The sequence below is a fragment of the Thermobifida alba genome (genome assembly GCF_023208015.1).
GTDB classification, from domain to species: domain Bacteria; phylum Actinomycetota; class Actinomycetes; order Streptosporangiales; family Streptosporangiaceae; genus Thermobifida; species Thermobifida alba.
In genome coordinates this window covers 2,421,814-2,437,391 of sequence record NZ_CP051627.1, presented here as the reverse complement: position 1 = coordinate 2,437,391, position 15,578 = coordinate 2,421,814, and the positions used below count along the sequence as shown (strand labels likewise).

At 71.5% G+C, this 15,578-nt stretch carries 10 protein-coding genes; 7 read left to right on the top strand and 3 right to left on the bottom strand.

The features are described from left to right. Window positions 1–618: 618 nt before the first annotated feature. Window positions 619–2,235, top strand: a complete 1,617-nt coding sequence (locus tag FOF52_RS10795) for an SPFH domain-containing protein (protein ID WP_248593681.1) — start codon at window positions 619–621, stop codon at window positions 2,233–2,235. Continuing rightward, window positions 2,235–3,617 carry an SPFH domain-containing protein gene (locus FOF52_RS10790; protein ID WP_248593680.1) on the top strand — a complete coding sequence of 461 codons (1,383 nt, stop codon included), beginning with the start codon at window positions 2,235–2,237 and terminating at the stop codon, window positions 3,615–3,617. Before FOF52_RS10795 ends, FOF52_RS10790 begins: the two co-directional genes overlap by 1 nt. A 75-nt stretch (window positions 3,618–3,692) precedes the next feature. Here the strand turns inward: FOF52_RS10790 and FOF52_RS10785 are convergent, their stop codons facing one another. Next, entirely contained in the window at window positions 3,693–4,382 is a 690-nt protein-coding gene (locus FOF52_RS10785) for a hypothetical protein (protein ID WP_248593679.1), read from the bottom strand. A 189-nt stretch (window positions 4,383–4,571) separates the two neighbouring features. Here FOF52_RS10785 and FOF52_RS10780 point away from each other — a divergent pair, with 189 nt between their 5' ends. From FOF52_RS10780 to FOF52_RS10770, 3 genes are all read left to right on the top strand, one after another. Continuing rightward, window positions 4,572–5,267: a ribonuclease HII gene (locus FOF52_RS10780; protein ID WP_248593678.1), complete on the top strand. Its 696-nt coding sequence runs from the start codon at window positions 4,572–4,574 to the stop codon at window positions 5,265–5,267. Between the two features lie 150 nt (window positions 5,268–5,417). Beyond that, a complete protein-coding gene (locus FOF52_RS10775; RefSeq protein ID WP_248593677.1) occupies window positions 5,418–7,823 on the top strand; it encodes an AAA family ATPase in 2,406 nt (801 codons plus the stop codon). Between the two features lie 77 nt (window positions 7,824–7,900). Continuing rightward, window positions 7,901–8,623 (top strand): nucleotidyltransferase family protein, encoded by a 723-nt coding sequence (locus FOF52_RS10770; RefSeq protein WP_248593676.1) that lies wholly within the window; start codon window positions 7,901–7,903, stop codon window positions 8,621–8,623. A gap of 46 nt (window positions 8,624–8,669) precedes the next feature. Here FOF52_RS10770 and FOF52_RS10765 read toward each other — a convergent pair whose 3' ends face one another. Both FOF52_RS10765 and FOF52_RS10760 read right to left on the bottom strand, forming a co-directional pair. Further along, the gene (locus FOF52_RS10765) at window positions 8,670–10,271 is read right to left on the bottom strand and encodes a hypothetical protein (RefSeq protein ID WP_248593675.1); all 1,602 of its coding nucleotides are present in this window, start codon (window positions 10,269–10,271) and stop codon (window positions 8,670–8,672) included. A 102-nt stretch (window positions 10,272–10,373) separates the two neighbouring features. After that, window positions 10,374–10,610 (bottom strand): hypothetical protein, encoded by a 237-nt coding sequence (locus FOF52_RS10760; RefSeq protein WP_248593674.1) that lies wholly within the window; start codon window positions 10,608–10,610, stop codon window positions 10,374–10,376. A 665-nt stretch (window positions 10,611–11,275) separates the two neighbouring features. Here FOF52_RS10760 and FOF52_RS10755 point away from each other — a divergent pair. Next, window positions 11,276–13,345 carry a SpoIIE family protein phosphatase gene (locus FOF52_RS10755; protein ID WP_248593673.1) on the top strand — a complete coding sequence of 690 codons (2,070 nt, stop codon included), beginning with the start codon at window positions 11,276–11,278 and terminating at the stop codon, window positions 13,343–13,345. Window positions 13,346–13,729: 384 nt separating this feature from the next. Further along, complete coding sequence (locus FOF52_RS10750; protein WP_248593825.1) at window positions 13,730–15,352, top strand: RNA polymerase sigma factor; 1,623 nt, start codon at window positions 13,730–13,732, stop codon at window positions 15,350–15,352. Window positions 15,353–15,578: the final 226 nt, after the last annotated feature.

Here is a 15,578-nt window from a genome sequence, read left to right as displayed (position 1 = left end):
CGCCGCGACAGCCGCACAGAGGCACGCAGACACTGCGAAGCGCTCCTCGACGCGGCGGAACAGGGCCGTGCGGCCACGGTGCGCCGCGACACGGTGCGCGCCGCGGTCGTCGACGGGGAACGCCTGCGGCACCACCTCGCGACCGTGACTCCCGCCCGTGCTCAGGTGGTCCACGGAGCAGGGGGTGGTCCGTCCTCGTTCCGGGGCTGCCGATCGCCGCGGACGGCGCGACCCTTGACGAGGCGCTCACGGAGATGGTCGATGCGTTGCGGGAGTACGCCGAGGACTGGCAGGACCATCTGCTGGGCGCCCCGGACCACCGCGACAACGGGGGCTGGTGCAGTTGATCAGCCTCAGTGACGACGAGCAGTTGCGTGACTGGCTGGCGCGGCCACGGTCGAACCGGAGGACGCGGACGGCCGGGGCGGCGCGACCGCGTGTTTCCACGTCCGTCCCGGAAGGAAGCAGAGGCGTTATCGGACGGTCGTTTTCCCGTGCCCCGATCAACCGCAACTACGTGGCAGGATTCCAGACCTACCGACAGAACAGCGGAACCGTGAGGAGGCGGACCGCGTCCGAAAAAGCACGTCCCCAACTGAGCGAAAGGAGTCCTCGCCCATGTCCTTCGCGCAAACAGTGCGCGGGGCCGCGAGCGCGATAGCCCAAGGGGCCGATCCGCGCCAAGCGCTCGGCGACGCCGTCAACCAGGCGGCGGACCAGTTCGGACTCGATCCGGGAGACTTCCTGGCCGCCCGCGACCAGGGCGCCTCCGTGGGAACCCGGATCGAACAGCAGACCACCTCCCTGGCCAACGCGGGTGAGGCACTCAACCGGAGCCGGTACGAGTCCGGCCCCGACGGCCCGGTCCACGTCATCTGCCCGATGGTGATCCCGCGCGGCCGCACCGCGAGCGCGATGCTGCCCGTGATCCTGCTCGTCGTGCTGGGCCTGGTGGGCTCCCTGGTCACCCTGGCCATCCCGGGCGCCACCCTGGTCCTCTTCGGCCCGCACTACTGGCTGCTGGTCGTCGCCATCGGCGCCTTCAGCTGGTGGCGCCAGGGCATGGTCATGGTCCCCGACGGCTGCGTGGCGCTGATCAGCAAGTTCGGAAAGCTGGAGCAGATCGTCGGCCCCGGCCGGGTCACCCTGTTCAACCCGTGGAAGCGGGTCTCCTACATCGTCAACACGACCCGGGAGTACCCCTTCAACGCCCCCATCCGCGAGGCCCCCACCAAGAGCGGCGTCAAGGCGTCGGTCGACCTGTTCCTCCAGTTCCGCATCGAGGACCCCGTCGAGTTCGTCTTCACCCTGGGCGCGGTGCAGGGATTCCAGGACAAGCTCAACAACGCCATCAGCGAGACCACCCGCAGCCTCATCTACGAGCAGCAGGCCTCGGAGATCTACGACCTGGTGGGCGAGAACACCGCCCGCCTGCTGGACCAGCTCAACCAGCAGTTCCTGCCCGCGGTGCGGCTGACCAACGCCAACATCACCCACGCCGAGCCGTCCAGCCAGGAGTACCGCATGGACCTGGCCGCCCCCGAGATGGTGCGGGTGGCCAAGGAGGCCTACACCTACGAGTACCAGCTCCAGCTGCGCAAGGAGCAGAACGAGGGCGACCTCAACAAGGAGCTCGCCTCCCTCACCGAGACCCTCTCCGCGATCCAGGCCGACATCGCCCAGTACCAGGCGCAGATGGACACCGCCCTGGAACGCGAGACCAACCGCGCCCGCGCCCTGGCCCGCCAGCGGTTCGTCGAGGCCGAGAGCACCGCGCAGGCCAACGCCGCGCTGCTGGAGGCGCAGGCCCTGGACATCCGCGCGGTCAGCGCGGCCGAAGCCCCCGAGATCCTCAACTACCGCTTCCAGCAGGACCTGCTGGACAAGCTGGAGGCGGTCGCCGACAGCCTGCCGCAGCTGGTGCAGATCGGGGACGGGGAGACCGCCATCGACTTCCTCCAGGTGGCCCAGCAGCTCATCGGCGGCGCCGACCAGGTGCTCTTCTCCGAGGAGGACATCGCGGCCATCCGCGTGCGCCTCGCCGAGATCGAGGAGCGCATCGCCGCCCGCGAGCCCGAGATCGTCGCGCTCCTGGGCGAACAGGACACCGCCGAGGCCGTCCAGCCCGACCCCGGCGCCTCCGATCCGGGAGCCGACCGGGTCGAGGAGATCCGCCAGTCCGTCGCCGAGCCGGGCGCGGAGCAGCCCGAGTCCCACCCGTGGGGAGGCCAGTGATGAGCCAACCGACCGGCCGCGGCAACTCCACCATCAAGGAGTCGCTCGCTTCCTGGGGCGACATCGCCCGCCTGCTGCGCGGCGGCGACCAGGGCTCCCTGGTCCCCGTCGTCATCCCCCGCGACAGCCGGGGACTGAAGTGGATGACCCTGGTGTGGGTCGGCCTCTACCTGATCCTGCTGGCGCTCGTGGCGGTGCTGGCCACCGGAGGGCTGGTCGGGACCGCCATCGCGATCCCCGCCCTGCTCCTCGGGGTCGCCTCGATCGCGCTCGCCCTGCTGTGGTGGTGGCGCTCCTCCATCGTGGAGATCGAGCAGGGCACCACCGGCGTGCTCACCAAGTTCGGAGCCATCGTCTCCGAGCTGGGGCCGGGACGCCACTACCTGTGGCACCCCTGGACCAGGGTCGACTTCGTCGTCGACACCTCCACCGAGATCCCCTACAACGCGCCCGTGCTGGCCTGCCCCACCAAGGAGAACGTGCCGCTCAAGTCGATCGAGTTCTTCCTGAAGTTCCGCATCACCAACGCGGTCGCGTTCGTACGCACCATCGGCGCCAGCAACTTCGACCTGGTGCTGTCCAACGCGGTGCAGGACGCCATCCGCCAGCGCAGCCGCCGGGTGCAGACCGAGAACGCCTACGACCTGCGCGGCTCCGACGTGGCGGACATGCAGGAACTGCTGAACCGCCAGCTCAGCCGGTACGGCGTGCAGATCATGGGGTGCAACATCCCCGACGTGCAGCTGCCCAACCAGTACCAGCAGCACCTGTCCACCCGGGAGCGGGTCGCCAAGGAGCTGGTCGCCTACGAACAGGAGTGGGAGCTGACCCGCAAGCGCCGCATCGACACGCTCCTGATGGACATCGAACGGTCCAAGAAGACCCGGGACGCCAAGATCGTCGAGGTCAACGCGGCCCTGAACCGGGCCCGCCAGGACGTGGCGCAGATGCTGGAGGAGCAGGAGACCGAGGCGCAGCGCGTGCGCTACGAGATCGAGACGCGCGGCCGCACCAACCTGGTGGCCGCCACCCACGAGGCCACCGCCCAGCGGCGGCTCGCCACCGCCTACCGGGACAACCGGGCGATGCTCCGCTACGAGCTGGCCCGCCGCCGCCTGGACGTGGGCGCCAAGCTCGCCGAGCGGGCCCCCAAGCCGGTGGTGGTGCGCACCGACTCCGGCTCGGGGGACGCCTCGGCGCTGTCCACGCTCCTGCTCGCCCAGCTCCTGCCGGGGCTCACCGACCAGCGCCGTCCGCGCGGCCTGGGCGGCCTCTCCGGCGGCCGGACCGCGGAGGCGGACACGGCACAGCAGGCGCAGGAGGGCGCACCCGCCTCGGTGGCCCAGTACCAGCAGTGGCTGCGGGAGCAGCAGGGCTCCTGACCCGACCGCAACACCCGACAGGGGGGCCGTCCACGTGGACGGCCCCCCTGCGGCGTCGTTTCGGCCCGCGGCCGGTCAGTAGTCGGTCCAGGAGTACCAGTCGCCCGTGATGTGCTCGTAGACCAGGTTGCCGTGGCCGGGCACGAACACGTCGGTCGGCAGCTCCTCGGGGCTGTAGGCCAGCCCCGACTTCTTGAGGACCCCGGCGTCCTCCACCGTGAACAGCGTCACCCCTTCGCGTTCGGTGACCTCGCTGATCGGGTAGAAGCCCGTCCACCGCTCCTCGGGCAGCAGCACGGTGGAGGCGTCGGAGGTCTTCCGCAGTTGCAGCAGGTCGACGGCTGAGGCGTCGACCCGGGCCTGCAACGGCACGTCGGCCAGCGACAGCACGACGGTCACGAGCGCGACCAGCGGCGGGGTGATCCAGCGCAGCCAGTAGTAGCGGATCATGGGCCGGGCCACGGTCATCGCGATGCCCAGACGCAGCGCGCCCATGGTGGCGAGGAACGCGCCCCCGCCCAGGCCGAGGACGAAGCTGGTCAGGTGGCCGCCGGGCACGCTGTCCTCGTACAGCAGCACCAGGGCGACGATGACGCAACTAGGCAGGTAGAGCGTCCCCGGGGGACGGGAGGCCCAGGAGATGAGCCGCTGCGCGAGGGTCGGCTTGGGCGCGATGGAGATCAGTTTGGCGACCGATTCCTCCCCGGTCCCTGGCTGTCCACCCTGCGGTGCGGATCCAGTGGGCTCGGGAGTGGCGGCGGACATGAGGAGGCAGCCCCCAACGGACGAAGAGACGCTTGGAAACGGACGTGCGGGCCCGACACTCCCGCGGGCGCGGCAGCCGGACGGCGGTCCGCGCGGCGGAGGCCCGAATCCCTCCCAAGGATAGGGGAACCTCGGAACCCCACGGCGCGATACCGTGCGGTAGCGCGGATTCCCGCTACCCTTGGCCAAATGGCGAAGGCATCGGCAACCATCCCCCCGCCCACCTACGACCTGGAGCGCGGACTCGCCGCGGCCGGGGCGCGGGTGGTCGCGGGAGTCGACGAGGTGGGGCGGGGCGCCTGGGCCGGACCCGTCCTGGTGTGCGCGGCGGTCGCCGACGGCTCACCGCCCCCCGAGGGGCTCACCGACTCCAAGCGGCTCACCCCCCGGCGCCGCACCGTCATGGCCGAGCAGGTCCGCGCCTGGGTCCGCGACCACGCGTTCGGCCAGGCCACCCCGGCGGAGATCGACGCACTCGGCATGACCGAGGCGCTGCGCCTGGCGGCCAACCGCGCCCTGGAGGCCCTGTCCGCACGCCCCGACGCGATCATCCTGGACGGCAGGCACGACTACCTCGGCGCCCCCTGGACGGTCCACACCCGGGTCAAAGCCGATCTGACCTGTGTCAGCGTCGCCGCGGCGTCGGTGCTCGCCAAGGTGCGCCGGGACACGCTGATGGCGGAGCTGGACGCCGAGCACCCCGGCTACGGGTTCGCCACCGGCGCGGGCTACCCCTCGCCGACCCACCGGGCCGCGCTCGCCGAGCACGGCCCCACCCCCCACCACCGGATGTCCTGGTCCTACCTGGACCGCCTGCCGCGCTGGCGGCACCTGCGCGTGCCGCGGCCCCCCGCCGAGGACGGCCAGCTGAGCCTCCTGGAGTGAGGCCGGCGGCACCGGGCGCGGACGACGCCGGGCCGCGACACGCGCGGCGCCGCCTACGAAATACCCGCCGCAAGCGGCAGTATGGAACGCGACCCGGTACGAGTGTCCGCGAAGCAGGGCGCACAGGGGCATATCGCGAAAGGGGCAGCGATGGGGCGCCAGACCGAACCCCGAGCCGCACAGCGACCCAGGACGGTCTCCACGGAACGCCTCCGTTCCGTCTACCGCCGCGTCCCGCTGCGCACCCGGCTGCTCGTCGGGCTGGGAGCGGTCGCCGCCGCCGCGGTCGTGGCGTTCGTCGGGCAGTTCCCGGTGTGGCTGGCCGTCACGGGGACGGTCCTACTGCTCGGGCTGTTCGCCGCGCTGATGCACTCCGCCGCGGCGGTGGCCGTCGCCGCGGTCTGCGTGGGCTGGACCGTGCTCGCCCACCTGCTGCTGTCCATCCCGCTGCACGGCGACCCCGTCCTGCTGCTGGTGCCGCTGCTGCCGCTGCCGGTCGCGTTCGCCGCCGCCCGCAACACCGTGTTCCCGATGTGGCACACCACCCTGCTGGCCCTGCTGGGCGGACTGATCGTCGGCTTCGGCGTCGCGCTGGCCCACATGGTCGTCCCGGCCGTCCCGGCGGGAGCGGGGGGCGCGGCGCTGGTCCTGGCGACGGGAGCGACCCTGCTGTGGCGGGTCGTGGCCGCCCGCCGGCTCACCCGGGAGCTGAGCCGCTACCGGCAGGGGGACCGCGCCCCCGCCGCGGCTCCCGCCCCCTCCGCCGCGCAGCGGTCGCGTGCCCGCAGCGGGGGAGGCGGCGCGGGCGCGCCGCAGGCTCCCGCCGAGGAACCGGTTCCGGTGACCGAGGCGCTGGCCCGGCTGGAGGGCATGATCGGCCTGGAGCCGGTCAAACAGCAGGTCCGTGCGATCGCCGCCGCCATCGAGGCGGCCCGGCTGCGCGCCGACGCCGGATACAGCGTCGACAAGCCGCTGCGCCACCTGGTGTTCTCCGGACCGCCCGGTACCGGCAAGACCAGCGTCGCGCGCACCCTGGCCACGATCTTCCACTCCTTCGGGCTGCTGCCGACGGCGCGCGTGGTGGAGGCCCAGCGCGCCGACCTGGTGGGGGAGTACCTGGGCGCCACCGCCATCAAGACCAACGAGCTGGTGGACCGGGCCCTGGGCGGGGTGCTGTTCATCGACGAGGCGTACTCGCTGGTCAACGAGGGGGACGGGCAGCCCGACCGGTTCGGCGCCGAGGCCGTGCAGACCCTGCTCAAGCGGGCCGAGGACGACCGCGACCGGCTGGTCGTCATCCTCGCCGGATACGAGGCCGAGATGGACCGCTTCCTGGCCTCCAACCCGGGGCTGGCCTCCCGGTTCGCCACCCGGATCAGCTTCCCCAGCTACACCGCCGACGAACTGCGCCGCATCGCCGAGTCGCTGTTCGAGCAGCGCGGCGACGTCCTGGACGCCTCCGCCGCCGCGGAGCTGCGCAGCAGGCTGGACCAGGTGGTCCGGCACGGGGTCGTCGACGAGCTCGGCAACGGCCGCTTCGCCCGCTCCCTGGTGGAGAAGGCCGCCGAGGCCCGCGACGTGCGGGTGGTCACCCGGGACTCCTCCGGCAGGCGGCCCGAGGCCGCGGAGCTGGTCACGGTGCGCGCCGTCGACATCGCCGCCGCCTGCGAGTCGCTGACCGAGCGGCTGCCCGGCTTCGCCCCGGCCCCCGACCTCGCCGAGGCGCTGGCCGAACTGGACGCGATGGTCGGTCTGGAGCCGGTCAAACAGCAGGTCCGCGCCATCGCCGCGCAGTTGCGGGTCGCCCGGCTGCGCGAGGGGCAGGGGCTGCGCGCGCAGGCGCCGATGCGGCACTTCGTCTTCGTGGGGCCGCCCGGAACCGGCAAGACCACGGTCGCCCGCATCCTGGGCCGCGTCTTCGCGGCCCTGGGCCTGCTCAACCGGGCCGACGTGGTCGAGGCGGGCCGCGCCGACCTGGTCGGCGAACACCTGGGCGCCACCGCCATCAAGACCAACAAGCTGGTGGACCGGGCCCTGGGCGGGGTGCTGTTCATCGACGAGGCGTACTCGCTGGTCAACCCCGGCTACAGCGGCGGCGACGCGTTCGGTGCCGAGGCCGTGCAGACCCTGCTCAAGCGGGCCGAGGACGACCGCGACCGGCTGGTGGTCGTGCTGGCCGGGTACCCGGCGGACATGGACCGCTTCCTCGGCAGCAACGCCGGGCTGTCCTCGCGGTTCAACGTGCGGGTGGCCTTCCCCAGCTACACGCCGCAGGAGCTCACCGAGATCGCGGAGCGGACGGCCGCGCGCACCGGCGACTCCTTCGACGAGGGCGCCCGCGCCGACCTGGAGCGCGTCTTCGGCTACGTCTGCGAGGCGGGGTGGATCGACGAGCTGGGCAACGGCCGCTTCGCCCGGTCGCTGTTCGAGAAGGCGTGCTCCCACCGCGACCTGCGGGTCGCCGAGAGCCTCGGGGAGAACGCCGGCACCGCCGACCTGACCACGATCACCAGCGCCGACCTGCGCGCGGCCTACGCGGAGATCACCCAGCGCTGAACGGTCCGGCGGACGCCGGCGGAAGCGGGGTGGAATTCCTCCGGGAAAGCGGGGGTAGGCCCTGCTATGGTCCGCTCATGAGTCGTTCCAGCGAACCCATCCGACAGGCCGTCATCCTCGCCGGGGGGCAGGCCACCCGGCTGCGCCCCTACACCGACACCCGCCCCAAGGCCATGGTCGAGGTCGCCGACCGACCGATCATCGACTACCAGCTGGAATGGCTGGCCCGGCACGGGGTCGAACACGTGGTGGTCTCCTGCGGCTACAAGGCGGAGGTGCTGCGCGACCACCTCTCCGGGCGGGACCACCCCGCGATCAGCCTCCTGGTGGAGGACGAGCCGCTGGGCCGCGGCGGCGCGCTGCGGTTCGCGGCGTCCGGGCTCAAGGACGCCGAAGCCCCCTACTTCGCCCTCAACGGGGACGTGCTGACCTGGTTCCCCCTCGACGAGTTCACCGCCTACCACCGTGCCAGGGGCGGCCTCATCACCCTGGCGCTGGCCCAGTACCGCACCAGCTGGGGCATCGTGGACGTCACCGACAGCGGCCTGATCGAGGGGTTCACGCAGAGCCCGCTGCTGCCGTTCTGGATCAACGCCGGCGTCTACGTCTTCGAACCGGAGGCCACCGCCCTGCTGCCGGCCAAGGGCGACCACGAGTCCAGCACCTTCCCGGACCTGGCCCGGCAGGGGCGGCTCTACGGCTACCGGATCAACGGATTCTGGCGCGGGGTCGACACCGTCAAGGACGTCAAGGAGGCCAGCGAGCAGATCCCCGGGCTGCTGGGCGACGCCGCAGGGTGACCGGTCCGGGGCGCCGCGGGCGCGCGGTCCCGGCCGGTTGCCGGGCCTAGAGTTCGTCCAGGATCTTGACGAGCGCCGCCTCGTCGTCGGCCCCGCTCAACGCGACCAGCAGCGTGTCCAGGACGGCGGAGCGCGGCAGGCCGCGGTCGAGCAGCCGTTGCGCCGCGGGCCACAGGTTGGGCGGATCGCCCCGCCACAGCCGGTCGGCCAGCCGCTCGTGTGCGTCCAGCGCCTCCTCGTCCAGCCGGTCGAGGGGGCGGTTCGGCTCCTCGGAGACGGCGCTGTGCCGTCCCCGGGGAGCCCGCGGCGGGTCGTAGGAGCCGAAGTGGTCCAGCCGCAGCAGTGCACGCCGCCCGGCCCGGGTCGCCGGGTCGAACTCCTCCTCGTCCAACTCGGTCACCAGCGGGAAGGCGAACATCCGGCGGGGCAGTGCGGAGAGGTCCCCGTCGGGCAGCAGCCGGTTGACGGTCTCGCGCCGCAGTCCGAACGTGGACGAGGGGTCCCAGTAGGAGCGGGTGAACACGGCCGTGGCCTCCCACACCGCGTCGATGGTGGCGTGCACCGCGATCTCGGGGAGTCCCTGGAAGGGACCGGCCCAGCGGACCCACGCCGCCAGCACGTGCGGCATGGCCTCCTGCTCCTCGGGCAGCAGCAGCACCCGGCGCGGCAGCCACCCCAGCAGGAACGCCTCCACCTTGCGCGGACTGACCCGCAGCGGACGGCCGAAGTCGGCGTCGCAGCCGTAGTCGATGATGTGCTCGGCGCAGCGCCCCGCGGCGTAGCTGTCGGACAGGTCGGCGGCGGCGTCGGAGGCGAGGAAGCGCGCGGCGAGGGTGGCGCGCCGGTCGCGCCGCCACGGCGTCGACCGGGCGGGCGGCTCCGGGGGCAGGGCGCGGGTCCGCGCCCGGATGAACCCCAGCAGTTCGGTCACGGAGCGGCTGGGGCGGAACGCGGGCGGCTCGGCGGCGGTGGCGGCCACCAGGCGGGCGGTCCGCTCGACCGCCGAGGACAGCAGGGTGCGCGCGCGTCCCGGGGAGATCGCGGTGAAGGAGGTCATGGGGTCCCGGTCGGCCTGCTCGGCGCAGTGCCGCAGCAGCCGTTCGACCTTGGTGCTGACCCACGCGTCGCGCAGCACGCCCCCCGAGTTGTGGTCGATGACGGCGACCAGCGCGTGTTCGCCCGCTTCCGGGCCCTCGTCGGTCTCGTGGCGGTAGACGCACACGAGTTCGTCCACGTCGCCGAAGAGGGAACGGGACACGTACGTTCCGACGGGGCGGACGGTGACGGAGGAGGAGGCCCAGCGGGGGCGGGCGATTCCCCGGGCGGTCAGTTCGCGGACCCCCCGTCGGGCCAGCAGCCGGTGGCGGGCGGTGACGCCGACGGAGGAGACGCCGGTGAGCAGGGCCAGGGCGGCCGGGGTGGCGGCGCGGCGCGCGTAGTCGAGCAGGCCCTCGCCGATGAGGCGGTCCGGGTCGATGTCCCGGGTCCGCATCTCCTGCCAGGAGCCGAGGAGTTCACTGACGGTGAGTTCGGCGTCGAGGGGATGGCGCACCGTCAGGAGCGCCCGAGCGCCGCGCAGCAGTTCCGCGAACACCCCGTCGGGCGGCGGGGCGGCGGCGGAGCGGGGTGAAGAGGGCGGGTTGGACACTCAACGAGGGTATGACAGGGGGCGGAGGACGGGGCGGTTCGGCCTGGTTGCGTGGTGTCGGTGGCGGCCGGGCGCGTCCGGGAGCGGACGGCCCGGCCGCGGTCAGCCCAGCCGGTCGGGTCCGGTGGCGGGCCGGGGCGCGGACTTGACCAGGGCGCGCAGGTGCTCCCTGGCGACGCGTTCGACGAGGCTGGGCGTGGCTTCGAGACCGAGGTGCTCGGCGCAGCGCCAGGTGTCGGTGACGCAGCGCTCCACCGAGCGTCGTGGCAGGATCTGGAACTCGGTACGCAGTCGGGCGGTGACCCGCCGCATGTCTGCGGGCTGATCGGTCCTGAGCATCCGCGCCCCCCTCGTGGCGTTGTGGTCTGAACGGTGACCACTTCCCATTCCACAGCGTCGAAACGGCCTGTCAAGCCTCGACTCCCCGGGCATTGCCCAGGTTTTGGGGGCCCTGGGAGTGTCTGTGGCGGTTCGTGCCGCACAGGAGACGGACGGCGGGGTGCCGTCCGGTGTGTGCCGGTCGAACGGGCGGGTAGGAGGGGGCGGCGAACCCGGCGGCCGGTTTTCGGGCCGATTCGGTCCGTCGCCACCGTCGGGGCCGTCAGGCGTCGACCACGGCGGTTGCTGCCATTTTTCGGAAAAGGGATGCCCGAAACGGTGGAAGTTACCGCGTCTCATTCGTGTAACGTATATTGTTTACTCTCCGCGATTGCTGCCGGTGAGGCCCTTTGGCTGGACCGACGGGGCTGAGCCGTGGTGTCCTATGCTGAGGCGGTGCGGTGACAGGCGAAATCGCAGTCAGGTACGGTTCCCGGGACCAGGGGGTCCCTTTCTCTGGCCCGACCGCGCGGCGAGGGGGTGGTCGCTGTGGACACCGTTCGCGGGCCCGCTCGTCCGGGCGCACCCCGTATTCTCGACCGGGGCGGTCCGGTGCCGCACCCGCCGCTTCCAGAAGTCATCAGTTCCATTCTGGCCACGGGGAAAGGGTCCCGGAGGTGTGACCGATGAGCACCGAGACGTCCGTCCCGTTTCTCCGCGTTTCCCCCATGAACCCCGTTGACGCCGCGCTGCTGGAAACGCTTCTCAAAGAAGCCCCCATCGGTTTCGCCTTCTTCACCCCCGACCTGTGCTTCCAGAGGGTCAACCGCACCCTGGCGACCATTTACGGCCGTTCCGCCGAGGAGTGCCAGGGGCGCACCCCCGCCGAGGTGCTCCGCCCCTCCGACGCCGAGGAGCACGAGCGGGCGCTCTCCGCGGTCCTGGCCGGCGAGTCCGTGGTCTACAGCGACCACCACCTCATCGGCGGCACCCCGAGCCGCCCCGACGAGGAACGGCACTGGGCGCTGTCCTGGTTCCCCGCCTACGACGTGACGGGCGAGGTCACCGGGGTCGCGCTGATCGCGGTGGACATCAGCGAGCGCCACAAGGCCGAGTTGGCGCTGCGCCGCAGCGAGGAGCGCTACCGCGCCCTGATGCAGGCGGGCAACCAGATCGTCTGGGCCGCCGAGCGCGACGGCCGGGTCGACGAGGACTGCCCCGAGTGGCGGGCCATGACCGGCCAGTCCCAGGAGGAGTACCTGGCCGAGGGCTGGCTCGCGGCGGTGCACCCCGACGACCTGGAGCGCACCCGGCTGGCGTGGGAGGACGCCATCGAGGACGGCACGACCTTCGAGGCCGACTTCCGGGTCCGCGTGCGCAGCGGCGAGTACCGGCACTACCGCTCCCGGGCGGTCCCCCTGGTCCGCGAGGGCCGGGTGGTCGAGTGGGTCGGCACGCACGTCGACGTCACCGCCACCGCGGAGGTGCGCCAGCTCCTCACCCAGCAGCTGGAGAAGGCCGCGATACGCACGGCCCGGCTCCAGAAGGCCACCGCCGACCTCGCCGAGGCGCTCACCGTCGACCAGGTCGTGCACGTGATGACCGAAATCGGCAACACCGCGGTCGGGGTGTACCGCACCGCGGTGGCCCAGCTCGACCGCGAACGGCTGCGGCTGCAGCTGCTCAACGCCGACGGCATCCCCGACGTCCCCGGCGCGCCGCCCCGCGAGATGGGGCTGGAGGACCTCAGCATGATGACTCTGGCGGTCCGCGAGAGCCGCACCGTCATCGCGGAGTCGCCCGAGGCGCTGCGGGAGGTCATGCAGGACCACGAGAACACCGTCGCCTACCTGGAGCACACCGACGAGCGCGCGTGGATCGCGCTGCCCATGATGAGCGCGGGCCGCCCCATCGGAGCGCTGCGCTTCTCCTTCCGGGAGCCCCGCGAGGTCTCCGAGGAGGAGCGCGCCTTCCTGGAGGCGCTGGCCGGGCAGTGCGCACTGGCCCTGGAACGGGCCACCCTGTACGAGCGGGAGCACAGCACCGCCGAGGCCCTGCAGAAGAGCCTGCTGCCCGAGGAGCTGCCCGAGGTGCGCGGCATCCGGCTGGGCAAGCTGTACAACCCCGGAACCAAGTACGTGCAGGTCGGCGGGGACTGGTACGACGCGTTCCGGCTCACCGACGGCCGGGTCGCCGGGGTGCTGGGCGACGTCATGGGCAAGGGGCTGAAGGCGGCCACCGGCATGAGCCGGGTGCGCAACGCGCTGCGTGCGCTCGCCTTCAGCATGCCCGAACCGGCCGACGTGCTCACCGGGCTGGACAACCTGTTCAGCGCCACCGAGAGCAACGACCAGATCACCACCCTGATCTACTTCGTCCTGGAGCCGGAGACCGGTCACGGCCACCTCGCCAACGCCGGGCACCTGCCGCCGCTGCTCATCGCGGAGGACGGGCCGCCCCGGCTGCTGGAGACCGAGCCGTCGACCCCGCTCGGCATTCCCGTGCCGAGAGAGCAGCACAAATTTTTTGTGCCACCCGGTAACACAGTCGTCCTCTACTCCGATGGACTAGTAGAGAACCGCAGGCGTGCCGCAGGAGCGGGTCTCGAAGAACTCGTCACCGTAGCTTCCCGAGCACCGGCGGAGGTGGTGGGCGATCCACAGAAGATCCTGAAGTACCTTGTGGAAAGGATGCTTGCGGGGCATGAGCAGGATGATGACGTAACCTTGCTTGCCGTCCACGTTCCCGCGACGTGAGACCGGGTCACGCGAGCAGCCAGCGGCGAACCACCCGTCCGCCCACCTAAGGTGGAAGAAGATCCACAAGCGGTCCCCGCGCCAGCGGGGATGATCCGACCCCGACCGCCGAACGTTTCAACCGCGTGCCAGCCAGGCCCGCGGTGGAAAGAATCTTACTTGGCCGATGTGTCGAAACGCCAGACGAGGCACAGCGGTCCGGTACGGCGGTGGCCCCCGCAGCCGCGGGGAATCGGGACCGAGCCGGGAACCGGACACCGTCCCCCCGACTCACCGGATCGTCGAGTCCAACAATCTCGCCACACGTCCGTTCGAGAGGTGTTTGTGTCACCTGCCAGTTCGACCCGCTCTAAGCAGCAGCCGGAGGCGCTGCAAGAGCCAGTCATCCAGCAGCTGATCGAGCGTGGGCGGTCCCAGGGGTACCTTGAGCCCGAGGACGTGCGCCGTGCCTTTGAAGAGGCCGAAATCCCGATGTCGCAGGCTCAGGCCGTGCTCCGCACCCTGACCAAGGAAGGCGTCACCCTCATCGTGGGCGCGGCCGAGTCCGCACCGCCCCGACGCAAGTCCACACGGCGCAAGACGACCACCGCCTCTCGGGCGGCGGCTCAGACCAGCACCACTCGGACCAAACGCGCGGCGGCAGCACAGGAGAAGCCCGAGCCCGCGGCCGCCGCGACCGGTGCGGAGGGTGCGGACGAGACCAAGGCCGCGCCCAAGAAGCGCACCACCAAGGCCGCCACCACCAAGTCCAAGACGACGACCGCCAAGCGCAGCACCGCGGCGAAGAAGACCACGGCCAAGCCGGCGGCGAAGAAGACCACCAGGGCCGCGGCCAAGAAGAAGGCCGACGTCGTCCCGAGCGACGACACCTCCCTCGACCTGGAGGCCACCGAGCTCGTCGAGGACGAGTACGAGGAGACCGGCACCGACCTGGAACTGGTCGACGACACCGAGGAGACGGCCGAGGCGGTCGAGACCACCCCGGCCAAGTCGGGGCGGTCCCTCTCCGAGAAGGCGGACTCCGGCGAGGACGACTCCTTCGTCCTCTACGACGACGATGACGACGCGCCGGCGGCCCAGGTCGTCGCGGCCGGGGCGACCGCGGACCCGGTCAAGGACTACCTCAAGCAGATCGGCAAGGTCCCCCTCCTCAACGCCGAGCAGGAGGTGGAGCTGGCCAAGCGCATCGAGGCCGGACTGTTCGCCGAGGAGAAGCTCTCCGAGAAGGGCCACCTGCTCTCCGCCGAGGAGCGGGAGGAACTGGAGTGGATCGCCGAGGACGGCAGCCGGGCCAAGAAGCACCTGCTGGAGGCGAACCTGCGCCTGGTCGTGTCGCTGGCCAAGCGCTACACCGGCCGCGGCATGCTCTTCCTCGACCTGATCCAGGAAGGCAACCTCGGCCTCATCCGGGCCGTCGAGAAGTTCGACTACACCAAGGGGTACAAGTTCTCCACCTACGCCACCTGGTGGATCCGGCAGGCCATCACCCGCGCGATGGCCGACCAGGCGCGGACCATCCGCATCCCGGTGCACATGGTCGAGGTCATCAACAAGCTCGCCCGCGTGCAGCGTCAGATGCTGCAGGACCTGGGACGCGAACCCACCCCGGAGGAGCTGGCCAAGGAACTCGACATGACCCCGGAGAAGGTCGTCGAGGTCCAGAAGTACGGCCGCGAGCCGATCTCCCTGCACACCCCGCTGGGCGAGGACGGCGACAGCGAGTTCGGCGACCTCATCGAGGACTCCGAGGCGATCCAGCCGGGCGAGGCGGTCAGCTTCACCCTGCTCCAGGAGCAGCTCCACTCGGTGCTCGACACCCTGTCCGAACGCGAGGCCGGCGTGGTGTCGATGCGGTTCGGGCTCACCGACGGCCAGCCCAAGACCCTGGACGAGATCGGCAAGGTCTACGGCGTGACCCGGGAACGGATCCGGCAGATCGAGTCCAAGACCATGTCCAAGCTGCGCCACCCCTCGCGTTCGCAGGTGCTGCGCGACTACCTGGACTGAAGGAGCACGACGCGGCACCGGGCCGGTCCCTCGCGGAGGCGACCGGCCCACTCGCGACGTACCTCCGGTGGTCCGTCCTGTCGACACGGGTGTGGCGAAGCCCGCGACCGGCGCGGCCGGAGAGTGTCTGATGATCCCCTTCACCGGACGCCTCCGATGATGCCGCCGGTCGGGTATGGGGAAGATAAAGATCCGAGACCGGTTCGTGACCTGGACGGCCGTCGTG